General features: G+C 61.7%; 20 protein-coding genes. 10 read left to right on the forward strand and 10 right to left on the reverse strand.

The window, feature by feature from the left end; translation table 11 throughout:
* The first annotated feature begins 19 nt into the window (after nt 1–19).
* From C8267_RS02340 to rd, 4 genes are all read left to right on the forward strand, one after another.
* Nucleotides 20–1,372, forward strand: coding sequence for a peptidoglycan DD-metalloendopeptidase family protein (locus C8267_RS02340; protein WP_087360825.1), 1,353 nt, complete (start codon nt 20–22; stop codon nt 1,370–1,372).
* A 78-nt stretch (nt 1,373–1,450) separates the two neighbouring features.
* A complete protein-coding gene (locus C8267_RS02345; protein ID WP_106633499.1) occupies nt 1,451–2,209 on the forward strand; it encodes a 2-C-methyl-D-erythritol 4-phosphate cytidylyltransferase in 759 nt (252 codons plus the stop codon).
* 72 nt (nt 2,210–2,281) lie between these two features.
* Nucleotides 2,282–2,866 carry a PH domain-containing protein gene (locus C8267_RS02350; RefSeq protein WP_087360829.1) on the forward strand — a complete coding sequence of 195 codons (585 nt, stop codon included), beginning with the start codon at nt 2,282–2,284 and terminating at the stop codon, nt 2,864–2,866.
* A 65-nt stretch (nt 2,867–2,931) separates the two neighbouring features.
* Nucleotides 2,932–3,096: a rubredoxin gene (gene rd, locus C8267_RS02355; protein WP_087360831.1), complete on the forward strand. Its 165-nt coding sequence runs from the start codon at nt 2,932–2,934 to the stop codon at nt 3,094–3,096.
* A gap of 474 nt (nt 3,097–3,570) precedes the next feature.
* Here the strand turns inward: rd and C8267_RS02360 are convergent, their stop codons facing one another.
* Together C8267_RS02360 and C8267_RS02365 are read right to left on the reverse strand one after the other, a co-directional pair.
* Nucleotides 3,571–5,589 (reverse strand): dipeptidyl-peptidase 3 family protein, encoded by a 2,019-nt coding sequence (locus C8267_RS02360; RefSeq protein WP_199792058.1) that lies wholly within the window; start codon nt 5,587–5,589, stop codon nt 3,571–3,573.
* Between the two features lie 143 nt (nt 5,590–5,732).
* A complete protein-coding gene (locus C8267_RS02365) occupies nt 5,733–6,356 on the reverse strand; it encodes a porin family protein (RefSeq protein WP_158699670.1) in 624 nt (207 codons plus the stop codon).
* 268 nt (nt 6,357–6,624) lie between these two features.
* On the opposite strand from C8267_RS02365, the gene panC reads away from it, so the two are divergent.
* From panC to C8267_RS02385, 4 genes are all read left to right on the forward strand, one after another.
* Nucleotides 6,625–7,461, forward strand: a complete 837-nt coding sequence (panC, locus tag C8267_RS02370; protein ID WP_106633502.1) for a pantoate--beta-alanine ligase — start codon at nt 6,625–6,627, stop codon at nt 7,459–7,461.
* Nucleotides 7,461–7,820: an aspartate 1-decarboxylase gene (panD, locus tag C8267_RS02375; RefSeq protein ID WP_087360839.1), complete on the forward strand. Its 360-nt coding sequence runs from the start codon at nt 7,461–7,463 to the stop codon at nt 7,818–7,820. The genes panC and panD overlap by 1 nt, the downstream gene beginning before the upstream one ends.
* A 159-nt stretch (nt 7,821–7,979) precedes the next feature.
* Nucleotides 7,980–8,492, forward strand: a complete 513-nt coding sequence (locus C8267_RS02380) for a DUF456 domain-containing protein (RefSeq protein WP_087360841.1) — start codon at nt 7,980–7,982, stop codon at nt 8,490–8,492.
* 12 nt (nt 8,493–8,504) lie between these two features.
* Complete coding sequence (locus C8267_RS02385) at nt 8,505–11,405, forward strand: M16 family metallopeptidase (protein ID WP_199792059.1); 2,901 nt, start codon at nt 8,505–8,507, stop codon at nt 11,403–11,405.
* Nucleotides 11,406–11,644: 239 nt separating this feature from the next.
* On the opposite strand, the gene ahcY is transcribed toward C8267_RS02385, so the two are convergent.
* The 8 genes from ahcY to C8267_RS02425 all read right to left on the reverse strand — a co-directional run bounded on the left by ahcY (nt 11,645) and on the right by C8267_RS02425 (nt 19,969).
* A complete protein-coding gene (ahcY, locus tag C8267_RS02390) occupies nt 11,645–13,054 on the reverse strand; it encodes an adenosylhomocysteinase (protein WP_087360843.1) in 1,410 nt (469 codons plus the stop codon).
* Nucleotides 13,055–13,250: 196 nt separating this feature from the next.
* Nucleotides 13,251–13,640 carry a riboflavin kinase gene (locus C8267_RS02395; RefSeq protein WP_106633504.1) on the reverse strand — a complete coding sequence of 130 codons (390 nt, stop codon included), beginning with the start codon at nt 13,638–13,640 and terminating at the stop codon, nt 13,251–13,253.
* Complete coding sequence (locus tag C8267_RS02400; protein ID WP_106633505.1) at nt 13,637–14,743, reverse strand: AI-2E family transporter; 1,107 nt, start codon at nt 14,741–14,743, stop codon at nt 13,637–13,639. Before C8267_RS02400 ends, C8267_RS02395 begins: the two co-directional genes overlap by 4 nt.
* A 35-nt stretch (nt 14,744–14,778) precedes the next feature.
* On the reverse strand, nt 14,779–15,462 hold the full coding sequence (locus C8267_RS02405) for a phosphatidylserine decarboxylase family protein (RefSeq protein ID WP_087360849.1): 684 nt from the start codon (nt 15,460–15,462) through the stop codon (nt 14,779–14,781).
* Nucleotides 15,463–15,493: 31 nt separating this feature from the next.
* Nucleotides 15,494–16,327, reverse strand: coding sequence for a phosphatidate cytidylyltransferase (locus C8267_RS02410; RefSeq protein WP_234025658.1), 834 nt, complete (start codon nt 16,325–16,327; stop codon nt 15,494–15,496).
* Nucleotides 16,328–16,345: 18 nt separating this feature from the next.
* A complete protein-coding gene (ftsH, locus tag C8267_RS02415) occupies nt 16,346–18,460 on the reverse strand; it encodes an ATP-dependent zinc metalloprotease FtsH (protein WP_199792060.1) in 2,115 nt (704 codons plus the stop codon).
* A gap of 9 nt (nt 18,461–18,469) precedes the next feature.
* Nucleotides 18,470–18,820, reverse strand: coding sequence for a ribosome silencing factor (gene rsfS, locus C8267_RS02420; protein ID WP_087360856.1), 351 nt, complete (start codon nt 18,818–18,820; stop codon nt 18,470–18,472).
* A gap of 255 nt (nt 18,821–19,075) precedes the next feature.
* Nucleotides 19,076–19,969, reverse strand: a complete 894-nt coding sequence (locus C8267_RS02425) for a hydrogen peroxide-inducible genes activator (protein ID WP_106633506.1) — start codon at nt 19,967–19,969, stop codon at nt 19,076–19,078.
* Between the two features lie 302 nt (nt 19,970–20,271).
* Here C8267_RS02425 and trpS point away from each other — a divergent pair, with 302 nt between their 5' ends.
* Complete coding sequence (trpS, locus tag C8267_RS02430) at nt 20,272–21,396, forward strand: tryptophan--tRNA ligase (RefSeq protein WP_106633507.1); 1,125 nt, start codon at nt 20,272–20,274, stop codon at nt 21,394–21,396.
* Between the two features lie 30 nt (nt 21,397–21,426).
* Complete coding sequence (locus tag C8267_RS02435) at nt 21,427–23,211, forward strand: chloride channel protein (RefSeq protein ID WP_087360862.1); 1,785 nt, start codon at nt 21,427–21,429, stop codon at nt 23,209–23,211.
* The last annotated feature ends 154 nt before the right edge of the window (nt 23,212–23,365 follow it).

The following is a 23,365-nucleotide window of genomic DNA, read 5'->3' on the forward strand; positions in this document are numbered from 1 at the left end:
ACTATCTTTGCTCACATCTATGAAACTATTCCGACTCACCCTCTGCGCGCTGCTGCTCTCGGCTGCGGCATCGTGCAACCGCAACACGGCCTCCTCGCAGGAGGAGGCCGAAGCCGAACCCCTGCACGACATCCGATACGGCATCATCGCCGACGACTACCGCCTCGAAGAGAACGAAGTGGCCCAGGGCGAGACCATGGGCAAGATTCTCAACCGCTACGGCATCTCGGCCGCCGTCATCGACCGGCTGGACAAGGTGGCCGAGAAGACCTTCCCCTTACGCAACATCCGCGCCGGCCAGAAGTATGTGGCCTTCATCCACGAGGATTCGCTCTACGCGCCCCATCTGGACTACCTGGCCTACGAGCGCAGTCTGTCGGACTACGTGGTCTTCGAGTTCATGGGCGACTCGGTAGCCGTCCGCACGGGCGAAAAGGAGTTCACCACGCGACGCTCGAAGAAGAGCGCCGTCATCACCTCCTCGCTCTGGGGCTCCATCATGGAGAAGAACCTCCCCTACGCGCTGGCCGCCGAGCTGGAGGACATCTACCAGTGGACGGTCGACTTCTTCGGCATCCAGAAGGGTGACAGCTTCACGGTCATCTACGACGAGCGCTTCATCGACGACACGGTTTCGATAGGCATCGGCCGCATCTGGGGCGCCCGCTTCAACCATGCCGGCAAGGAGTACTACGCCATCCCGTTCCGCCAGGGCGGGAAGCTCCAATACTGGGAGGCCGACGGGGCCAGCCTGCGCAAGCAGATGCTCAAGGCGCCGCTCAAGTATACGCGCATCAGCTCGAAGTTCACCTATGCGCGCAAGCACCCGATTTACAAGGTCTACCGTCCCCACACGGGCGTCGACTACGCCGCCCCGAAGGGTACGCCCGTACATGCCGTGGCCGACGGCGTCGTAGTCTTCAGAGGCTGGGGCGGCGGAGGCGGCAACACGCTCAAAATCAAGCATCCGGGCAACATGATGACCGGCTATCTCCACCTGAGCGGCTTTGCCAAGGGCATCACGCAGGGCAAGCACGTGACGCAGGGCCAGCTCATCGGCTACGTGGGCTCGACGGGTGCCTCGACGGGTCCGCACCTCGACTACCGCGTATGGCGCAACGGCAAGCCCATCAACCCGCTCACCATCCCGCAGGAGCCTTCGGAGCCCATTTCGAAGGAGAACCGCCGGACCTTTGAGTTCGTCCGCGACCGCATCATGGCCGAGCTCAACGGCGACGTTCCCGCCGAGGAGCGCATCGTGCAGCTCGACTCGCTGGTCGTTCCCGAAGGGTTCGTAGCGAAGCAGCTGGAGGCTCCGGCCGCTGAAAAAAAGGCCTCGTCGGAAGGGAAAGCGGAAAGCAAGAAGAGCTGATTGCGGCAAAGTCGGAGCACGGAACAGGGTGACGCACCCCGGTGCGGCACGGTATTTTCAGAGAAGCATACTACCACGATGACCACAGGCGTTATAATCGTAGCGGGCGGAAGCGGGAACCGAATGGGGAGCAGCATCCCCAAGCAGTTCCTCTTCCTGGGCAATCGCCCCGTGCTGGCCCACACCATCGACGCATTTGCCCGGGCACTGCCGCGTGCGGCGCTCGTGGTCGTGCTCCCGGCCGAACACATCGACTACTGGCGCAACCTCTCGGCACGCTTCGACGTGGCGCCGCACCGCATGGTAGCAGGCGGGCGTGAGCGCTTCGACTCGGTGCTCCGGGGACTCGAGGCGCTGCCTTCGGAGACGGAGCTCATCGCCGTACAGGACGGCGTGCGGCCGCTCGTCTCGCGCGGGCTCATCCGACGCATGTTCGAGGCGGCCGAGCAATACGGCGCGGCGATTCCCGTCGTGGCGCCGGTCGACTCGTTCCGCAGCGTGGAGGGCGAGGATGATTCAATCATCGTCGACCGCCGCAGGCTGCGCATCGTGCAGACCCCCCAGGTCTTCCGCGGCGAACTGCTGCGCGACGCCTACCGGGTCGGCTACCGGCCGGAGTTCACCGACGACGCCTCGGTGGTCGAGGCCTCGGGCTGTCCGATACACCTCTGCGAGGGGGAGCGCGCCAATCTGAAAATCACCACGCGCGAGGACCTGGTCGTAGCCGCAGCGCTGCTCGAAATGCGCGACGAAGAGGAGCAGCGACAGCGTGCGGAGCAGGGAGGGACTGCGCCGGAGGACGCGGCCGAAGCGGCGGACGGCGCCGGCGAACGATAACAGAGAGACGACAGAACAGAACAGAAAAGAGATACGGACGAAGAGGAGGCGTCCCGCAGGAACGAACCAAAGATGGAACACATCTACACATACCGCTTCAGCCGGTCGATGTACTACCGGGCAGCCGCCTTCATCGGCGTCTTCATCCTGCTCGGATGGCTGCTCTACCACCTCTATGCGGGCGGGTTCATCTCGGCATGGTTCACCTCGTGCGTCGTGGCGCTCATCGCCCTGATGGCGCTCTCGATTCCGCGGCGAATTGTCGTCACGGAGGAGAAGGTCGAGGTGCGCTGCCTGCTCGACATCACCGAGGTGCGCCGCGAGGAGATTGCCTCGGTGCGACGGGTCGACAACCGGCGCATGAAGTGGTTCATCCCCCTCTTCGGCGGCTACGGATTCTTCGGATACTACGGCCACTACCTCGACCTGAGGCGTTTCGAGCGGGTGAAGCTCTACGCCTCCGAGTGGCGCAACTTCGTCGAGATTACCGACATCTACGAGGAGCGGCTCTTCGTCTCGTGCGCCGAGGCGGACCGTCTGGTCGAGGAGCTCACCCCGCCGACGGGCAACCGTCCCGAGGACGATGACGAGGAGAACGAAGAGGACGATGAGGCCGCAGCTGAGGATTCGGCAAAGGTGAACGGAACCGGAAGATAGGCCGGTCTTCTCACCATCACACAGAAAACCCACTATTTACAAACCTTTTAAAAAATCAAAAAAAGATGAAAAAGTATCGTTGCACCGTATGCGATTGGATTTATGACCCTGCAGTCGGCGACCCCGAAGGTGGCATCGCCCCCGGCACGGCATTCGAAGATATTCCCGAGGATTGGGTTTGCCCGCTTTGCGGCGTTGGCAAGGACCAGTTCGAGGTAGTCGAGGAGTAATCCCCGACCTGCCGCATACGGCCATGCGGGCGTATCCGTTCGACGGATACGCCCTTTTTTTGTGCCGTACGGAGCACTGCGGAGCACGGAGACCGTGCGGTGCGTGCGGCGAAACGGAACGGTCGCGGCGAAACAGACGGACGTGCGGGAAAACAGCCGCGGGCAACAGCAGCAGGAAACAGCAGCGGAAAACAGCGTGCAGGAAACGGCGGCGGAAACCAGCCGCGGAAACCAGCCGCGGAAACCAAGCGCGGAAACCAAGCGCGGAAACCAAGCGCGGAAACCAGGCGCGGAAAACGACAGAGGGAAACGGACGTCCTCAACGACTGCGCAGCCATAACGTGCCGTGTACCCAGCCCCATGCCCCCATGCGCAGCCATAAACAAAAAAACGGGACGCCCCGACATGGGGCTTCCCGTTGAATTCAGGCTGCGGAGGGGCGTCACCAGGACGCACCGCTTCGCCACGGCCGCATCAGTTGATGTTGGGCAGGTAGGAGTAGTTCTTCGAGTAGTTGAGCATCTGCTCGACGTAGTTGTTCGGGTAGGAAATCTTCACGTCGACCACCTTGCCGTCCTGCTCCACCAGCTCGAACTCCGGATTGACAAATCCGCCGTAGGGCTCGATGTTGAGGGCCGAATAGCGCTCGAGTACCTCGCGATGGAGCTCGGGGTCGACCTTGACGGCGTAACGCTCCACCAGCTCGCGGCCCGCCTCGTAGTCGCCCTCGGACTTGATACGCTGAATCTCACCCAGCATGCGGCCGAAGAGCTCACGCAGCTTCTCGAAGTCGTTCACCACCACGTAGCGCTTGCCATCCTTCGTGACCCACTCGATGACGTTGTCGGCACGCCCCTGCTCGTAGCACCACTCCGAGATGAGCTTGCGGTTGCGCATGTGCGACTCCTCGACATTCTTGCCCGGCTCGATGCGCGCCAGCTGCGTCATCATGCCGTTGAGGATGTACTTGGCATAGCCCGCCTTGGCCACGTCGAACGAGGGAACGAGTCCCAGCTCGACCATCTTGGGGTCGCCCAGGTAGTAGAGACCGAAGAGGTCGGCACGCGCCTCCTCGAGCGTCGAGCCGTAGCTCTTCAGCTCGCCGCCCTTGACGCCCGGAGCCAACTGGCCCGAGCCGTGGCCGAGACACTCGTGCAGGTCGGTATGCAGGTCGTCGGCCAGCTTGCCGTAGCGGTCCATCCGCTCGCGGTCCTCGGCGCGCAGGACGAACTCCTCGTTGAAGCCGTTGCCGTGGGCCGCCATGTCATAGGCATAGGTAATGTTGTCGATGGTCACCGACTTCGAGCCGTACTCCTTGCGAATCCAGTCGGCGTTGGGCAGGTTGATGCCGATGGGCGTCGAGGGGTAGCAGTCGCCGCCGAGCATCGCCACGGTGATGACCTTGGCCGAGACGCCCTTCACCTGCTTCTTGCGGTACTCGGGAGCAACGGGCGAGTGGTCCTCGAACCACTGTGCGTTCTCCGAGATGACCGTCGTGCGGTGGCTGGCCGTCGAGTCGACGAAGTTGACAATCGCCTCCCACGAAGCCTTGCGGCCCAGCGGGTCACCGTAATCCTCGATGAAGCCGTTGACGAAGTCGACGTTCGACACCGTGTCGCGCACCCAGCCGATGTTGAAGCGTTCGAACTCACGCAGGTCGCCCGAGCGGTAGTAGGATATCAGCGCGGCGATGTTCGACTTCTGGGGTTCGTTGGCCACCGCCTCGGCCTTTTCGAGCCAGTAGACAATCCGCTCGATGGCCGGCGAGTACATGCCGCCCACCTTCCAGACCCGCTCGCACACCTTGCCGTTCTCCTTGACCAGCTTCGAGTTGAGTCCGTAGGAAATGGGCTCCGGGTCGTTGGGGTCGGCCATTGCGGCGTAGAACTGCTCGACCTCGGCCTGGGTTACCCCCTCGTAGTAGTTGTTCGACGAGGTGGCCACCAGGTCCGCACCCGCCGCCTGGTTCAGACGCGTGACGTAGAGCGTCGGGTCGAAAATCGCCTTGCAGACCTCGCCGCGCAGGGCGTTCAGCTCGCCGAAGCACTCCTCGGGGATGGTCTCGATGACGTCGAGCAGGTAGCCCTCCGTAAATTCGGGGACAAACTTGTCGTTCGAGTAGTGGTGGTGGATGCCGTTGGCGAACCAGACCTTCTTGAGGTACTTCTCCAGAGCCTTCCATTCGGGCGTCGTACGGTCGCCCTTGAAGTGCTCATAGACGGTCTCCAGCGTGCGGCGCACGGCCAGGTTGTACTTGAAGTTCTGGTCGTAGAGGATGTCACGGCCGCACTTGGCCGCCTCCGAGAGGTAGTAAATCAGCTCCTTCTGCTCGAGCGGCAGCTGCTCGAAGCCGGGAACCTCGTAACGAATCACCTTGATGTCGTCGAAACGGTCGACCACCCAGGGGGCCTCGCTCTTCGGATGTTCTCCGCACGAAGCCAGCACAGCGCCAAGCAATGTCATGGTAACGGGAATCGGTAGATTTTTTTTCATACAATAATTAAATGTGTTTGCTCCATTTTCCGTGCCTCGCCGGCACGAAGCATGTCGGGTTCGAACTCCAAATATACGAAAATCCCGCAAAAAAACGCATCTCCCCGCAGGAAGATGCGTCCGTTACGTCGCCAATGTCAGGCTCAGAACTTGAAGTTGTAGCCTACCAGGACGAAGAAGCAGCCGTTGTGCAGCTTCACGTCGGCATCCTTCGACAGGTTGTTGAAACCCACGTCGTAGCCCACTCCGGCAAAGAAGTTTTCGAGGAATTCGACGCTCGCACCGAAGCGCATGCCGAATTCGGAGCGCTTGACGTTGGAGTCGGTTCCGAAGGTATCGGCCTTAACCGAGGTGTCGCCCGACTGGGCTTCGGTGGTGCCGCCCAGTCCGAGCGAATAGTAGAAGCCCGCGGCCGGGATAATCGAAATCTTGTCCGAAATGTTCCAATGGTAGTTGACCATAATGGGCACCTCGAGGTAGGTCATGCGGATGGTCGTGGTCGTCCGCTCCACTTTCTGCTCGGCTCCCTTGAGCGAGAGGTAGAGGCCCGTCTCCAGATAGAAGGGCATCGACTCCAGGAAATTGTACTGATAGGAGCCGCCCACCTGGAACGAAACGCGCGACGAAGGCGAAATGGACATGCCGTCCTGCTTGAAGGTCATGTTGGAGACATTCATACCGGCGCGAATACCGACAATGTGCTTCTCCTGAGCGGAGAGCGTGCCCGCAACGCAGAGCGCGCAGAGCAGAGCAACGAGTTTCTTCATACTCTCGGTTTTTAAGGTTCGACCCGTACCGACCGGGGTCGTTTGATGGTTAGGGGTTGGTTGGGCCGGCTCCGGACGGTACGGATGGAGGGGGCATCCCGGCTCCGGCCACATTTGCACACCCCAAGTTACGACTTTTTCCGCGACATTCCAAACTTTCGGCCGCCTCTTTGAACGAAGAAGCACACCCGGACGACGTTTTTTTCCGGTTTTTTTCATTCTTATGATTATCTTTTCTACCTTTGCCCCGCAATTTGTTGCCAAAGCGATGAAAATCTTTACCCGTGTCAACGAGCTCCGCGAGGAGCTGGACAAGAGGGAACAGGCCGGAATCGGCTTCGTTCCCACGATGGGCGCCCTGCATGCAGGCCACCGTTCGCTGGTGGAGCGCGCCCGCAAGGAGAACTCCACCGTCGTGGTGAGCGTCTTCGTCAACCCGACGCAGTTCAACGACAAGAACGACCTGCACCGCTACCCCCGTACCCCCGAGGCCGACGCCCGCGTACTGGAGCAGGCCGGCGCCGACTTCGTGCTGATGCCCTCGGTCGAGGAGATTTACCCCGAGCCCGACACCCGCACCTTCGAGTTCGGTGCGGTGGACAAGGTGATGGAGGGCGCCACGCGTCCGGGTCACTTCAACGGCGTGGCCCAGGTTGTCAGCCGGCTCTTCGACATCGTCCGCCCGGCGCGCGCCTACTTCGGCGAGAAGGACTTCCAGCAAATCGCCGTCGTCAAGGCGATGGTCCACCAGCTGGGACTCCCCGTGCAGATTGTCGAGTGCCCCATCGTCCGCGGCGAGGACGGTCTGGCCCTCTCGTCGCGCAACACGCTGCTCGACAAGGAGCATCGCGCCGCTGCACCTCACGTCTACGCCACGCTGCGCGCCGCCGTCGAGAAGTCGCACGAGATGACGCCCGACGAGCTGAAGGCCTGGGTTACGGCCGAAGTCGAGCGCAATCCGCTGCTCAAGGTGGTCTACTATCAGTCGGTCGACGCCGCAACGATGCAGGAGGTACACGACTGGAACGACGCTCCGCGCATCCAGGGCTGCATCGCCGTCATGGCCGGACAGATTCGTCTAATCGATAACATCCGTATCCGATAATGAAATTCCAAATCGAAGTCATCAAATCCAAGATTCACCGCGTGAAGGTCACGCAGGCGGATTTGAACTACGTGGGCAGCATCACCATCGACGAAGCGCTGCTGGAGGCTGCCAACATGATTGAGGGCGAGAAGGTCCAAATCATGGACATCAACAACGGCGAGCGTTTCGAGACCTACATCATCAAGGGCGAGCGCGACAGCGGCTGCATCTGCCTCAACGGCGCCGCGGCACGCAAGGTCCAGGTGGGCGACGTGGTCATCATCGCCTCCTACGCCCTGATGGATTTCGAGGATGCCAAACAGTTCCGCCCCTGGGTCATCTTCCCCGACACGGAGACCAACCGTCTGGTGAAATAGAGGCGACCGAGGGCCGCTGCAAGGTCTGTTCGGAAGAAAAAAAGCCCGAAAAATGAAAAACTCCCTGCGTCGGGGAGTTTTTTTGTTTCTAATCGTTATATTTGCTGACGGGAAACCGGGACGGTCCGCCGCGGACCCATCCCCGGCCCGCAGATTCGTATGGACACCACGCTCGCCATCCTCGCCTTCCTCTTCGCACTCATCGGCATCGCCGGGTGCATTGTTCCGGCGCTTCCGGGCGTCATCCTCAGCTACGCGGGGCTGGTCTGCGCCTACTTCTGCTCCTACTCGCAGATTTCGACCGCCGCACTGCTCATCTGGCTCGCCGTCACGCTCTTCGTCTCGGTGGCCGACTATTTTCTGCCTGCCTACATGACCCGCCGCTTCGGCGGCTCGCGCGCCGGCGCCATCGGTGCCACCATCGGCACCGTCGTCGGCTTCTTCTTCATCCCGCCGCTGGGCATCCTGCTGGGGCCCTTCGTCGGTGCCGTCATCGGCGAGTTGTGCCACAACCGGGAGGATATTTCAAAGGCCTTCCTCGTCGGCTTCGGCTCGTTCCTTTCGTTCATCGTCGGCACGGGGCTCAAGCTCATTGCCGCCGTGGGCATGTTCGTACATATCTCCGCCGACACCTATCCGGTCGTGCGGGAGTGGTTCGCCTCCATTTTCTAAACCAAACCATAGATGAAAAAACTCAGATTCCTGGCCGTCTGCATCGCAGCGATGCTGGCAGCCGCTTGTTCGGGAGACAAGTACGAATCGGTGACCGGCGACCCGCTGGGCACCCGCATCTACACGCTCGACAACGGACTGAAGGTCTACATGAGCGTCAACCGCGAAACGCCGCGCATCCAGACCTACATCGCCGTACGCGTGGGCGGTAAGAACGACCCCGCCGAGACCACCGGTCTGGCGCACTACTTCGAGCACCTCATGTTCAAGGGCACGCCCAACTACGGCACCTCGGACTACGCCGCCGAGAAGCCGATGCTCGACGAAATCGAGCAGCTCTTCGAGGTCTACCGCAAGACCACCGACGAACAGGAGCGCGCAGCCATCTACCACCGCATCGACTCAATCAGCTACGAGGCATCGAAAATCGCCATTCCCAACGAGTACGACAAGCTGATGGCCGCCATCGGCGCCACGGGCACCAACGCCTACACGTCGCAGGACATGACCGTCTACGTCGAGAACATCCCCTCGAACGAGATTGAGAACTGGGCGAAGATTGAGGCCGACCGCTTCCGCAACCCCGTCATCCGCGGCTTCCACACCGAGCTGGAGACCATCTACGAGGAGAAGAACATGTCGCTCACGCGCGATGCGCGCAAGGTATGGGAGGCGCTTGACGCGGCACTCTTCCCCCACCACCCCTACGGCACGCAGACCGTGCTCGGTACGCAGGAGCATCTGAAGAACCCCTCGATTACCAACGTGCGGAACTACCACAAGACCTACTACGTGCCCAACAACATGGCCATCTGCCTCTCGGGTGACTTCGACCCCGAGCAGATGCTCTCGGTCATCAAGAAGTACTTCGGCGACATGCAGCCCAACCCCGAGCTGCCGAAACTGCAGTTCCAGCCCGAGGAGCCCATCACCGAGCCCGTCGTACGCGAGGTATACGGTCTGGAGGCAGCCAACGTGCTGCTCGGATGGCGTCTGCCGGGCGGCTCGACCGACCCGAACGATGTGGCACAGATCGCCAGCGCCATTCTCTACAACGGCCAGGCAGGTCTGATTGACCTCGACATCACGCAACAGCAGAAGGTGCTCGGCGCCTACGGCGGCTACTCGGGCCAGCCCGACTACAGCACGTTCCTCGTGGGCGGCAGCCCCAAGGCGGGCCAGACGCTCGAGGAGGTGCGCGACCTGCTGCTTGCGGAGGTGGCCAAGCTCCGCTCGGGCGACTTCGACGAGAAGCTCATCGAGGCCTCCATCAACAACTTCAAGCTCTACCAGATGAGGGCCTACGAGGACAACGACTCGCGCGCCGACATGTACGTGCAGTCGTTCATCGCCGGCACCAACTGGGCCGACGAGGTCGCACAGCTCGACCGCATGTCGAAAATCACCAAGCAGGACGTCGTCGACTGGGCCAACAAGTACCTCGGCGAGAAGAGCTACGCCATCGTCTTCAAGCGCGAGGGCGAGGACAAGAGCGTACAGAAAATCGCCGCTCCGAAAATCACCCCGATTGTCACCAACCGCGACAAGCAGAGCGCCTTCCTCACGGAAATCCAGCAGTCGAAGGTAAAGCCCATCGAGCCCGTCTTCGTCGACTACCAGAAGGATATGGCGCAGTTCGACGTGCGTGACGGCATCCATGTGCTCTACAAGAAGAACGAGCTGAACGACATCTTCACGCTGCGGTACACCTTCGACACGGGCACGGAGAACAATCCGGCGCTGGGCCCGGCATTCACCTATCTGAGCTACCTGGGCACCGACACGATGAGCGCCGAGCAGATTGCCTCGGAGATGTACGACATCGCCTGCTCCTTCTACATGGGCGCCGGCAACAACCAGAGCACCATCACGATTACGGGTCTGAGCGAGAACATGCCCCGCGCCATGGAGATTGTCGAGGGGCTGATTGCCGGAGCGGTGGCCAACGACGCCATCCTCGAGAACCTGAAGCAGGACCTCCTCAAGTCGCGCGCCGACTCGAAGCTCAACCAGGGGCAGAATTTCGGCGCCCTGCAGCGTTACATGCGCTACGGCGAGGAGTTCATCCGCAAGTCGACCCTGACGAACGACGCGCTGAAGTCGCTCGACTCGAAGAGCCTCATCGCGGCGGTTCAGGAGCTCATGGGCAAGCAGCACGAGGTGCTCTACTACGGTCCCATGGAGCAGGAGGCCGTGAAGACGGTCATTGCCGAGAAGCACAAGGCTGCTGCGGAGCTCACGCCGCTCGAACTGTCGCACCCGAAGCCGCTGCGCACGGATGAGAGCAGCGTCATCCTGGCCCAGTACGACGCCAACCAGCTCTACTACCTGCAGTACTCGAACCGCGGCGAGGCCTTCGATGTGAAGAACGACCCCGAAATCACGCTCTACAACGAGTACTTCGGCGGCAGCATGAACTCGATTTGCTTCCAGGAGATGCGCGAGGCACGCGGTCTGGCCTACACGGCACAGGCATGGCTGGGCACCCCCGCATATGCCGACGACAGCTACAACTACATCGCCTTCATCGCCACGCAGAACGACAAGATGCAGACCGCCATCGAGGCATTCGACGAAATCATCAACCAGATGCCCGAATCGGAGGCTGCCTTCGGCATCGCCAAGGAGGCCGTGCTGAGCCGCCTGCGCACCGAACGCACCACGGGAATCGACGTGCTGAGCTCCTACATCGCACTGCGCCGTCTCGGCCTCTCGGAGGACCGCGACCGTCAGATTTTCGAGCGCGTGCAGAACATGACGCTCGACGACGTGAAGGCCACGCAGCAGAAGTGGGTCAAGGACCGTCACTACATCTACGGCATTCTGGGCGACATCAAGAACCTCGACCTGAACTACCTCAAGACGCTCGGTCCCATCAAGACCGTTTCGCAGGAGGAAATCTTCGGCTATTGATGCCTCCGGCATCCATGCACGACAACGGCAGCCCCGACGGGCTGCCGTTTTTCGTGGCTCCTTAGCAGCCGGTCGCGGCAGCATGTCGTTGCAACAGCCAGCCGCAACCTCCTCTGCTCCCTGACTGCAAAAAAGAACGAAGCGGACCTTTCCATCAGGAAAAGTCCGCTTCGTTGCGGTCAGCCCGGCGGCAACAGCCTCCCATGCGGGTAGCCGTCGGCCGCAACCGGCTGCAGGCATCAATAGCGGTAGTGGTCGGCCTTGTAGGGACCCTCGACCGGCACGCCGATGTAGTCGGCCTGCTTCTGCGTCAGGTGCGTCAGCTCGACCCCAAGGTTGTCGAGGTGCAGGCGGGCAACCTCCTCGTCGAGGTGCTTCGGCAGGCGGTAAACCCCTACCTCGAGCTTCTTCTGCCAGAGCTCCATCTGGGCCAGGCACTGGTTGGTGAAGGAGTTCGACATGACGAACGAGGGATGGCCCGTAGCGCAGCCCAGGTTTACCAGACGGCCCTCGGCCAGAATGAAAATCGAGTGTCCGTCGGGGAAGGTGTACATGTCGACCTGCGGCTTGATGGTGGTCTTCACGGCGTTGGACTTCTCGAGACGGGCCATCTGGATTTCGTTGTCGAAGTGACCGATGTTGCAGACGATGGCCTGGTCACGCATCCGCTCCATGTGCTCGAGCGTGATGATGTCGCAGTTGCCCGTGCAGGTCACATAGATGTTGCCTTCGGCCAGAGCGCTCTCGACGGTCTTCACCTCGAAGCCCTCCATGGCGGCCTGCAGCGCGCAAATCGGGTCGATTTCGGTCACAATCACCCGGGCGCCGTACGAACGCATCGACTTGGCGCATCCCTTGCCTACGTCGCCGTAGCCGCAGACAACGACCACCTTGCCGGCAATCATCACGTCAGTGGCGCGCTTGATGCCGTCGGCCAGCGATTCGCGGCAGCCGTAGAGGTTGTCGAACTTCGACTTGGTGCAGGAGTCGTTGACGTTGATGGCCGGCACGAGCAGCTCGCCGGCAGCCTGCATCTGGTAGAGGCGGTGTACGCCGGTGGTGGTCTCCTCGCTCACACCCTTCCATTCGGCCACCGTGCGATGCCATTTGTCGCCGTCCTCGGCGAGAATCTGCTTCAGCGTGCCGAGGATGACCTCCTCCTCGTAGGAGGAAGGCTCGTAGTCGAGCGACGAGGCGTCGTTCTCGGCCTTGAAGCCCTTGTGAATCAGCAGCGTCGCATCGCCGCCGTCATCGACGACGAGCTGCGGGCCCTTGCCGCCGGGGAACGAGAGCGCCATGGCCGTGCACCACCAGTACTCGGGCAGCGTCTCGCCCTTCCAGGCGAAGACCGGAACACCGGCCGCAGCGATGGCCGCAGCGGCGTGGTCCTGCGTAGAGAAGATGTTGCACGAGCACCAGCGCACGTCGGCACCCAGCTCGACGAGCGTCTCGATGAGAATCGCCGTCTGGATGGTCATGTGCAGCGAACCCATCACACGAACCCCCTTGAGGGGCTTCAGCGGGCCGTATTTGCGACGCACGGCCATCAGACCGGGCATCTCGTGTTCCGAAACCTCAATCTCCTTACGTCCCCACTCGGCCAGCGACATGTCGGCCACCTTGTAGGGAATGCTCAAATCCAGAAACATAACTAATCGGTTTATACTTTATGATGTTGAATACGCATTGAATATGCTAACAGCTCTTTTTTTCAGCGGTACCGACCGGACTCCACACCCGACGCTCCGCCGTTCTCAACTGCGGCCCACGCTCCTGCCATTCTCGCTCCGCCGCTCACTGCCCGGCCGCTCGTCCAGCCGCTCACTACCCTGCTGCTCCTGCTGCTCACCGCTCCGCCTTCCGTGCGGCGAAGAAGGCTTCGGCCTCGCGGCGGTCGGCCTCAATCTGGCGCTGCAGCTCCTCGACCGAGGCAAACTTGCGCTCTTCGCGCAGCCGGCGCAGCAGCCGAATCCGCAGCTGCCGGCCGTAGAGCTCGCCCTCGAATCCGAAGAGGTAGCTCTCCAGTCGACGCTCCGTGCCGCCGACCGAGGGGTTGCGCCCCAGGTTCGACATGGCGCCGTAGAGCTGCCCGTCGACCTCGGCCTCCGAGAGGTAGACCCCGTCCCGGGCCTCCAACGCATCGGGCACCGCAAGGTTGGCGGTCGGAAAGCCAAGCCTGCGCCCCAACTGGCGGCCGTGCACCACCGTCCCTTCAATCACCACAGGCTCCGTCATATCTTTCGGGTCAGTTTGCGCACCAGGCTGAACTGCGAGAAGAACTCCTTGGCGAAGACACGCAGCACCGTATAGGAGGGAATCGCCAGCAGCATGCCGAGGATTCCGGCCACCGAGCCGGCGATGAGAATCACAATGAAGACCTCGAGCGGATGCGCCTTGACCCGCGCCGAATAGAGCGTCGGCTGCAGGACGAAGTCGTCGAGCCCCTTGAGCACCAGCAGCGAGGCGACAATCACCAGCACCGTATGGCCGACGGTTGTCCCCTCGATGGGGGTCATCACACCGATGCAGACTGACATCACCCCGCCGATGAGCGGGCCGGCATAGGGCACGACGTTCATCACACCCATAACCAGTCCGATGAAGCAGGCGTCGACCGTATGCATGCCGAAGGCCATCATCACCAGCGAGACGGCAATCATCAACAGCAGGCTCTCCGTGAGGATGCCCGTGAAGTAGCGGGACAGCAGCACCGTAATCGAGTCGAGTGCCCGGGTGATGTTTTCGTGGTAACGTTCGGGAAAGACCGCCGAAACCATCGCATAGAAGAGCCCCTCCTCCTTGAGGAAGAAGAAGGTGATGAACGAAATCGAGAATATCGCCACCACCGACGAGAGCACGACGTTGAAGAGCGACGAGACGAGCGTGTTGAGCGACCCGAAATTGACCATCGAACACAGCCCCGAGCTGAGCGCTTCGGAGAGCGAGAAGGTGCTCTCGGGCAGCGCAAAGAGCTCATCAAGGTAGTACTGAATGCGCGAAACGGGTTCCGAGATGGAGTTCATGACGGCCGTGAAGTCGAGACTTGCCAGCTGCTGCACCTTGTTGAAGAACAGCGGCACGAAGAGCGTGCAGAGCACCGCCAGCACGACCCAGATGACCACCAGCGTTGTGAAGGCCGCCAGCCAGCGCGGCACACGCCAGCCGCGGATACGGATGCCCGAGAGCAGCTTCACCAGCGGATTACCCATGACGGCCAGCACGGCCGAGACCAGGATATAGACGACGATGGAGCTGAAATACCACACCAGAAAGAGGACGGCTGCCGTAATGGCGGCGCCGGCCACGAAACGAAGAACGGTCTGAGGGGTAATTGTCATCGTGCGTTGCTCTTTCGGAGCTCCTTTAATCCTTATTATTCAATTTCAATGTGGGACTTCAGCCGGGCAATGGGCGTCTGCGAACCAACGACCGGGTCGCCGATTTCGACGAGCAGCTCGCTATCCTTCGGCACGAGCACGTCGACGCGCGAGCCGAACTTGATGAAGCCCGCCACGCTGTTCTGCTCGACCCGCTCACCGGGTTTCATGTAGGAGACGATGCGGCGTGCAATGAGCCCCGCAATCTGGCGGAAGAGGACCTGATGGCCCGAATCCATCCTTACGACGGTCGTCGTCCGCTCGTTCTCGGTCGAGGACTTGGGGTGCCACGCCACCAGGAAGCGGCCCGGGTGGTATTTGAAGTATTCGACCACACCGCCCACGGGAACCCAGTTCATGTGGACGTTGGTAATCGACATGAAAATCGAAATCTGCAGCATCTCGCGGTGGAGGTGCTCCTCCTCGCAGACCACCTCGGTCACCACCACACGGCCGTCGCACGGCGCGAAGACCAGGTCCGCATCGTGGATGCGCACGCGGCGCGGCTCACGGAAGAAGGCCACGATGAAAAACCAGAACAGCAGCAGCAGGACGGCGCACAGCCACATGACGCTGATGTTGGCATGGTTGACGAGCAGATGGTAAATCAGCCACCACAGCAGCAGGCAGAAGACGCCCGAAAAGCAGATGATTCTGTATCCTTCCTTGTTGATTCTCATCTTCGAATCGTATTAGAGGGTAAAACGCTTGTTACATGACATAATAGAGGTAGACCGTCACGAAGGGCGCCGAGAGCAGCATCGCATCGAAGCGGTCGAGCAGTCCGCCATGGCCGGGGATGATGCTGCCCGAGTCCTTCACGCCGGCTGCCCGCTTGAACATCGACTCGACCAGGTCGCCCAGCACACCCGTCACGGCAGCCACCAGCGCAAAGCCAATCCATGCGGCCGGAGAGCCACCCACCTGCCAGCTTCCGATAACCCCGACCAGCACGGCGCCCACCAGTCCGCCGAAGAAACCCTCCCAGGTCTTCTTGGGCGAGAGGCGCTCGAAGAGCGGGTTGCGGCCGACGGCCATCCCCACCAGGTAGGCGAAGACGTCGTTGGCCCAAATCATGAAGAGGTAGTAGACCATCAGAACCGGTTGGCGCTCGCCCCACATCGTCGGGATGTGGCACATGAGCGCCAGCGGGAAGGCGACGTAGAAGAGCCCGGCGAGCGTCGCACCGATGTCGGCAATCGGGTTCGCCTGACGGCGGTAGAGCTCGCAAATGAACATGAGCGGCAGGAGCAGCAGCAGAAAGACCACACCGATGCCGGTCAGCTGTTCGGAGTGCGTGCCGCCGACCGTAATGGCAAAGCTCAGGCCGAAGAGCACCACGCCCGCCACGATGCCGACCACCTCCAGCGGCTGGTTGCCGTGGCGGCGGGCCAGCCCGTAGAATTCGACCATGCCGCCCACAAGCAGCACAAGAAGCAGTGCGCCGAAGCTCCACTGCGAATAGAGGATGCAGACGAGCATCACGACGGCCAGCACCAGTCCGCTCACCGTCCGCACCACGAGGTTCTTCATCGTTTCTCCCATTCCGTGTCCGTTTTTAGGTTAGTGTTCCGAGGTGGGTTCGGGGGTATTCTCTCTCTTGGGTTCGTCAGGTTCGGTTGCACCGGATGCGGCCGGCGCGCCGTTCTTTGCGTCGGAGGCGTCGGCCTGCTCCGTATCGGAGGCAACGGCCGTGCCGTCGGCCGGACGGGTATCAGCAGCATCGCCCTTCGCTGCATCGCCGCCCTTCGCAGCGGTGTTGCGGGGCTGCTGGGCAGCGGGACCCAGAATCTGCTCGAGGTCCTCGCTGTAGATGGTCTCCTTCTCGAGCAGCAGGTCGGCAATGGCATTGATTTGGGCGTTCTTCGCCTCGATGATGGCGCGGGCACGGGCGTAGGCCTCCTCGACGAAGCGGCGCACCTCGATGTCGATGTCGTGGGCCGTCTGCTCGCTGAAGGGTTTGGTAAAGGTATCGCGCGTACCGGTCGAATCGTAGTAGCTCAACGGGCCGATTTTCTTGCTCATGCCATAGTAGGTCACCATGGCGTAAGCCGTCTTGGTCGCACGCTCCAGGTCGCTCAGCGCACCGACACCGAGTGTGTGGTAGTTCACCTCCTCGGCAATGCGGCCGCCGAGCAGGCCGGCCAGCTGCTCCTCGAGCGCCTCGTCGGTTACGTGGATGCGGTCCTCGTCGGGCGACGACCAGGTGGCACCGAGGCTGCGGCCGCGCGGCACGACGGTCACCTTGAGCACGGGGTCGCACTCGGGCAGCGACCACATCACCACGGCGTGGCCCGCCTCGTGGATGGCCGTGATGCGCCGCTCCTCGGGCGTCATCGGCATGTTGGGCTTTTCGAGTCCGCCGACGATGCGGTCGATGGCGGCGAGGAAATCCTCGCGCGTGACGAACTTCTTGTTGTGACGGGCGGCAATGAGCGCCGCCTCGTTGCAGACGTTGGCAATGTCGGCACCCGAGAAGCCCGGAGTCTGGCGCGCCAGGAACGAGCGGTCGAGCTGCGGGTCAAGCTTGAGCGGACGCAGGTGGACGTCGAAAATCTCCTTGCGCTCGTTGACGTCGGGCAGCCCCACCTCAATCTGGCGGTCGAACCGTCCGGCACGCGTCAGCGCCTTGTCCAGAATGTCGACCCGGTTGGTGGCAGCCAGCACGATGACGCCCGTGTTGGTCTGGAAGCCGTCCATCTCGGTCAGCAGCTGGTTGAGCGTATTCTCGCGCTCGTCGTTGCCCGAGAAGCCGGCATTCTTGCCGCGCGCCCGGCCGATGGCGTCGATTTCGTCGATGAAGACGATGCAGGGGGCCTTCTGCTTGGCCTGCTCGAAGAGGTCACGCACGCGCGAAGCACCCACGCCGACGAACATCTCGACGAAGTCCGAACCCGAAATCGAGAGGAAGGGGACGTTGGCCTCGCCGGCCACAGCCTTGGCCAGCAGCGTCTTGCCCGTTCCCGGAGGGCCTACCAGAAGGGCTCCCTTCGGAATCTTGGCGCCCAGCTCGCGGTACTTGTCGGCCTTCTTGAGGAAGTCGACGATTTCCATGATTTCGACCTTCGCCTCGGCCAGACCGGCCACATCCTTGAAGGTCACGCGCTTGGCGTTGTCCTTGTCGAAGACCTGGGCCTTGGCCTTGCCGACGTTCATGATGCCGCCGCCGGCACCGCCGCCTCCGCGAGCCATCGAACGCATGAGGAAAATCCACACGCCGATGATAAGCACCCACGGAAGGACGTTCACCAGAATGTTGGTCCAGTTGTTGCGCTGGGTCTCGTATACGACCGGAATCTCCGTTCCGGTGCGCTGCTCGACCTCCTTCAAATCCTCACGGAAGGAGTCCACCGAACCGATGGTGAAGATGAGCTGAATGCCCTGCTCGGGCATGTGGCGGTAGAGCGGCTGCTCCGCGTCGTTGCGGTACTTTTCGATGGCCTCCTTCTTGAGGAAGACCTGGGCCTCCTCGCGGTTCACCACCTGGATTTTCTCGACCTCGCCCTGTTCGACCATCTTTTCGACGGCCGTCCAGTCGCTCGGCAGCGGAGCGTCGCTTCCGCCGTTGAGGAAGTACCATCCCAGAATCATCACGGCGATGATTCCGTAAATCCACATCCACGAGGGACGGGGCATATTCATATTGGGGCGTTTGTTCCCGTTCTGTACGTTTGCCATAAAATTCCGTTACTCTTCGTATTCATAACGCGTCATCGGCGCATCGGCCCACAGCTCCTCCAGGCGGTAGAAGCTGCGCAGCTCGGTCTGGAAGATATGCACCACCACGTCGACATAGTCCATTGCAATCCAGAAGGCGTTCTGCTGTCCCTCGACGCGCCAGACCTTTTCGCCCAGCTTCTCAAGCACCTTCTCCTCCACACCGGCGGCGATGGCCGCTACCTGGGTAGTCGAGTCGGCGTTGCAGACCACGAACTTCGAGCAGATGGCGCCGTCGAAGCCCGAAAGGTCCAACGAGACGATGTTCTTGCCCTTCTTATCCTCGATTGCGCTGACAATGGTTTCAATCAGTTTGTCCATAAATAAATGATAGGTGTCTATAACTTCGCAAAGATAGGAATAAGAATTCAAAATTCACAATCCGTGCCTCAAAATCGGGCAACGGAGGGTGTTCGGCGGAGGCAGGAGGAGGGAAGAGGCTGTACCGGAGGGCCGGAAGACGGGCCGAATCGGACCGGTTGCAGGACAAAACGATGCCCCCAAACACAAACAGGCGCGGCACCCGCTCCGAAGCAGGATGCCGTGCCCGACCGGAAGGCCCGCGCAGCGGCGGGGCTACGACTTTTTGACGTTGTCCAGAATGGTCTGTGTCAGCGCCTTGATAATCGAACTCTTGACGTAGGTGCGCCGCACGGCCACGGCGATTTTGCGCGACGTGGCCCCCTTGGCCAGCATCTTGAGGCGGTCGCGGTGGTCGGCCGGAATGTACTCGATGGCCATCTCGGGAATAATCGTCAGGCAGGAGGTGCAGTCGACAATACGCATCAGCGTGTCGAGCGAACCCGACTCGAAGGTGAAGTGCGACAGCATGTTGCGCTTGGCCTGGCAGAGCTCGATAATCTGGTCGCGCATGCAGTTGCCGGCGCTCAGAATCACCAGGTCGCGCAGGTCGATATCCTCGATGCGGATGTTCGAACGCTCGTAGAGCGGATTCTCGGGCGAGACATAGGCGAAGAAGCGGTCGTTGAAGAGCTCCTGTTCGAGGATGCCCTCGCCGCAGGTGCCGCTGGCTACCAGCGCCGCATCGATGCGGTCGCGCCGCAGCGCCTCGACGATGTCGGCCGTAATCATCTCGGAAATCTCCAGTTCAACCTTCGGATAGTCATGCACGAACGAGGGGATGAACTTGTGGAGCAGGTAGGGGGCGATGGTCGGGATGACACCCAGCCGCAGCCGTCCGGCCGTCTCGCCCTTCAGCTCGGCCACCGACTCCTTGATGTTGTTGTAGGCGCGCAGCGTCTCGCGGGCCCGTTCGAGCACCACCTCGCCCGCCTCGGTCGGGATGACGGGTTTCTTCGAACGGTCGAGCAGCACCACGCCCAGCTCCTCCTCGAGCGACTTGACCTGCATGCTCAACGAGGGCTGCGTGACGAAACAGTGCTCCGCCGCCAGCGAAAAGCTGCCGCAGTTGGCCACGGCCAACAGGTATTCGAGCTGAATGATTGTCATAATGGGGTTCTATTTGCGAAGACGAAAATATAAAAAAAATCTATATTCCACAAATTTTTGCGCCCCGCATCGGGATTTTCGTATTTTTGCCCGTAAAAGCGGCCGTACCTGCCGAAGGAAACGCCGCACAAATGACGCGAACGGCTTCACCGTGAGCCGCCCGCGGCAGCGAGCGCCGCCCCCGGATGCGGGTGACGGGGAACGTGCGGAGTGCGCCGTGTGCGCACCCGCGGCAGGACGCTCCGCAACAACCCCTCAAGCAAGGAAGAACGAAACACCACACCCGCCGGAAAACAACAGATATGGGAAAAATCATACTCACGGGGGACCGCCCCACCGGAAAACTTCACTTGGGACACTACGTAGGCTCGCTGCGCCGCCGCGTCGAGCTGCAGAATTCGGGCGAATACGAGCGCGTCTTCGTCATGATTGCCGACGCGCAGGCGCTCACCGACAACGCCGACAACCCCGAAAAGGTGCGCCAGAACATCATCGAGGTGGCGCTCGACTACCTCTCGTGCGGCCTCGACCCCGAGCGCACCACCATCTTCATCCAGTCGCAGATTCCCGAGCTGTGCGAGCTGGCCTTCTACTACATGAACCTGGTCACCGTGGCCCGTCTGCAGCGCAACCCGACGGTGAAGGCCGAAATCCAGCTCCGCGGCTTCTCGGATGCCAACGCCGAGGAGGAGGGTCCGCAGCGCCAGGGCATTCCCGTGGGCTTCTTCACCTACCCCATCAGCCAGGCCTCGGACATCACGGCCTTCCGCGCCACCACCGTGCCGGCCGGACAGGACCAGGAGCCGATGATTGAGCAGACGCGCGAAATCGTCCACAAGTTCAATGCGGTCTACGGTCCGACGCTCGTCGAGCCGGAGATTCTGCTCCCCGAAAATGCCGTCTGCATGCGGCTTCCGGGCACCGACGGCAAGGCCAAGATGTCCAAGTCGCTGGGCAACTGCATCTACCTCTCGGATTCGGCCGAGGAGCTGCGCAAGAAGGTGATGGGCATGTATACCGACCCCGACCATCTGCGCATCGACGACCCGGGCAAGGTCGAGGGCAACACCGTCTTCACCTACCTCGACGCCTTCTGCTGTCCGGAGCACTTCGCCAAGTACCTGCCCGACTACCAGTCGCTCGACGAGCTGAAGGCCCACTACCGCCGCGGCGGCCTGGGCGACGTGAAGGTCAAGAAGTTCCTCATCGCAATACTCAACGAGACGCTCGAACCGATTCGCGAACGCCGGGCCTACTTCGAGGAGCACATCAGCGACGTATACGAGATGCTGCGGGCCGGTTCGGAATCGGCCCGCAAGGTGGCCGCCCAGACGCTCCACGACGTGCGCAACGCCATGCGCATCAACTACTTCGACGACAAGGAGCTCATCGAGGCTCAGGCCCGTCACTACAGCGACCACGCATAGCGGCCGCCCGATGGCACAATACCGAAGGTCATGAAGAGAATCCGCCCGGAACGCATCTACCTGCTCTTCCTGAAGCTCACCAAGCGGCTGAACGACCGCCAGATGCTGATGCTTCTGGCCGTCATCGTGGGTGCGCTGGCCGGCGTGGGCACCTACCTCTTCGAGATTCTGCTCTACGCCATCAAGAACGGACTGACGCAGTGGTTCCCGGTCGACAGCGCCCACTTCCTCTTCCTGGTCTACCCGGTGGTGGGCATCGTGCTGGCGTCGCTCTTCGTCAAGTACATCGTCCGCGACAACATCTCCGAAGGGGTCACGCGCGTACTCTATGCCATGTCGCGCCGCAATTCGCGCATCGCCGCCCACAACTGCTGGACGTCGGTCGTCGGCGGCGCCACGACCATCGGATTCGGCGGTTCGGTGGGTCCCGAGGCCCCCATCGTGCTGACGGGTGCCGCCATCGGCTCGAACGTCGGACGCCTCGCCCGCCTCAACTACAAGCATACGACGCTGCTGCTCTGCTGCGGCGCCGGCGCAGCGCTGGCCGCCATCTTCAAGGCCCCCATCACGGGCGTGGTCTTCGTGCTCGAGATTCTGATGCTCGACATCACCGCCGGCTCGGTCATTCCGCTGCTGATTGCCTCCATCACGGCCACCACCTTCGCCTTCATGCTGCGGGGCTTCGACCCCATTCTGGCCGTCACGCTGCAGCCGGCCGACGCCTTTGAGCTGTGGCAGATTCCGCTCTTCATCCTGCTGGGGGTCTGCTGCGGACTGATGGCGTGGTACTTCACCACGATGAACACCCGCGTGGGCAACATCTTCAAGCGCATCGACCGGCAGTACAAGCGCTGGATACTGGGCGGCGCCGTGCTCGGCATCCTGATTTTCATCTTCCCGCCCCTCTACGGCGAAGGCTACGAGGGCTTCACCTCGCTCATGCACGGCAACGCGCAGGCGCTCTTCGACAACTCGTTCTTCTACCGTTTCCGCGACATTGACTGGGTGGTGCTGCTCTTCGTCGCCGCCACGATGTTCTTCAAGGTCATCGCCATGGCCTCGACCAACGCCGCAGGCGGCGTGGGCGGAACCTTCGCCCCATCGCTCTTCGTCGGCGCCTTCACGGGGGCGCTGCTCGCACTGCTCTGCAACCTGCTCTTCGACTGGCAGGTCTCGCTCGTCTCGTTCACGCTCGTGGGCATGGCCGGCGTGATGGCCGGCGTGATGAAGGCGCCGCTCACCTCCATCTTCCTCATCGCCGAGCTGTCGAACGGCTACGGGCTCTTCATCCCGCTGATGATTACGGCCTGCATCTCCTTCGCGGTGGATTACTACCTCGACCCCGACTCCATCTACACCAAGCAGCTGCGCCAGCGCGGCGAGCTGCTCACCCACGACAAGGACCAGTCGGTCTTCGTCTTCCTGAAGCTCGACGAGTTGATGGAGACCGACTTCTACCGCATCAAGGAGAACTACACGCTGGGCGACATCGTCCACATCATCTCGACGGCGCGGCGCAACATCTTCCCCGTCATCGACAACTTCGGCCGGCTACAGGGCATCGTCCAGCTGGACGACCTGCGCGAGGACATGTTCAAGCGCGAGAAGTACGGCACGCTCATCTCGCACTACATGATTGACCCGCCCGACCGCATCATGGAGCATGAGGCCATCCAGAGCGTGCTCCAGAAGTTCGAGGACAAGCACACGTGGATGCTGCCCGTGGTGGACAAGCAGGGCCACTACCTGGGCTTCATCTCCAAGTCGCGGATTCTGAACGCCTACCGCGAACAGCTGGTCAAGATTCAGCAGTAGTCCCCACGGCACGCCAGCCGGATGAGGCGAAGCAGCGGGAAGGTTGCAAAGAGGCTGCGGTGAGGCTGCGCGCGGCTCCGGTCCGGACCCGTCACCAAAACCGGCACCTGAACAGGAACAGAAACCGGCACCGAAACCGGCCTCGAAACCGACC

It is taken from the genome of Alistipes sp. Marseille-P5061 (genome assembly GCF_900290115.1).
Classification (GTDB): Bacteria; Bacteroidota; Bacteroidia; order Bacteroidales; family Rikenellaceae; genus Alistipes; species Alistipes excrementigallinarum.

Excerpts from the sequence above, each read along its gene's own strand:
- C8267_RS02405 (WP_087360849.1), bottom strand. The coding sequence starts at position 15,462 with ATGAGAATCAACAAGGAAGGATACAGAATCATCTGCTTTTCGGGCGTC.
- panD (WP_087360839.1), top strand. The coding sequence starts at position 7,461 with ATGAAATTCCAAATCGAAGTCATCAAATCCAAGATTCACCGCGTGAAG.
- C8267_RS02380 (WP_087360841.1), top strand. The coding sequence starts at position 7,980 with ATGGACACCACGCTCGCCATCCTCGCCTTCCTCTTCGCACTCATCGGC.
- panC (WP_106633502.1), top strand. The coding sequence starts at position 6,625 with ATGAAAATCTTTACCCGTGTCAACGAGCTCCGCGAGGAGCTGGACAAG.
- C8267_RS02435 (WP_087360862.1), top strand. The coding sequence starts at position 21,427 with ATGAAGAGAATCCGCCCGGAACGCATCTACCTGCTCTTCCTGAAGCTC.
- C8267_RS02345 (WP_106633499.1), top strand. The coding sequence starts at position 1,451 with ATGACCACAGGCGTTATAATCGTAGCGGGCGGAAGCGGGAACCGAATG.
- C8267_RS02385 (WP_199792059.1), top strand. The coding sequence starts at position 8,505 with ATGAAAAAACTCAGATTCCTGGCCGTCTGCATCGCAGCGATGCTGGCA.
- trpS (WP_106633507.1), top strand. The coding sequence starts at position 20,272 with ATGGGAAAAATCATACTCACGGGGGACCGCCCCACCGGAAAACTTCAC.
- rsfS (WP_087360856.1), bottom strand. The coding sequence starts at position 18,820 with ATGGACAAACTGATTGAAACCATTGTCAGCGCAATCGAGGATAAGAAG.
- ftsH (WP_199792060.1), bottom strand. The coding sequence starts at position 18,460 with ATGGCAAACGTACAGAACGGGAACAAACGCCCCAATATGAATATGCCC.
- C8267_RS02365 (WP_158699670.1), bottom strand. The coding sequence starts at position 6,356 with ATGAAGAAACTCGTTGCTCTGCTCTGCGCGCTCTGCGTTGCGGGCACG.
- ahcY (WP_087360843.1), bottom strand. The coding sequence starts at position 13,054 with ATGTTTCTGGATTTGAGCATTCCCTACAAGGTGGCCGACATGTCGCTG.
- C8267_RS02425 (WP_106633506.1), bottom strand. The coding sequence starts at position 19,969 with ATGACAATCATTCAGCTCGAATACCTGTTGGCCGTGGCCAACTGCGGC.
- C8267_RS02360 (WP_199792058.1), bottom strand. The coding sequence starts at position 5,589 with ATGAAAAAAAATCTACCGATTCCCGTTACCATGACATTGCTTGGCGCT.
- C8267_RS02400 (WP_106633505.1), bottom strand. The coding sequence starts at position 14,743 with ATGACAATTACCCCTCAGACCGTTCTTCGTTTCGTGGCCGGCGCCGCC.
- C8267_RS02410 (WP_234025658.1), bottom strand. The coding sequence starts at position 16,327 with ATGGGAGAAACGATGAAGAACCTCGTGGTGCGGACGGTGAGCGGACTG.
- C8267_RS02340 (WP_087360825.1), top strand. The coding sequence starts at position 20 with ATGAAACTATTCCGACTCACCCTCTGCGCGCTGCTGCTCTCGGCTGCG.
- C8267_RS02395 (WP_106633504.1), bottom strand. The coding sequence starts at position 13,640 with ATGACGGAGCCTGTGGTGATTGAAGGGACGGTGGTGCACGGCCGCCAG.
- rd (WP_087360831.1), top strand. The coding sequence starts at position 2,932 with ATGAAAAAGTATCGTTGCACCGTATGCGATTGGATTTATGACCCTGCA.
- C8267_RS02350 (WP_087360829.1), top strand. The coding sequence starts at position 2,282 with ATGGAACACATCTACACATACCGCTTCAGCCGGTCGATGTACTACCGG.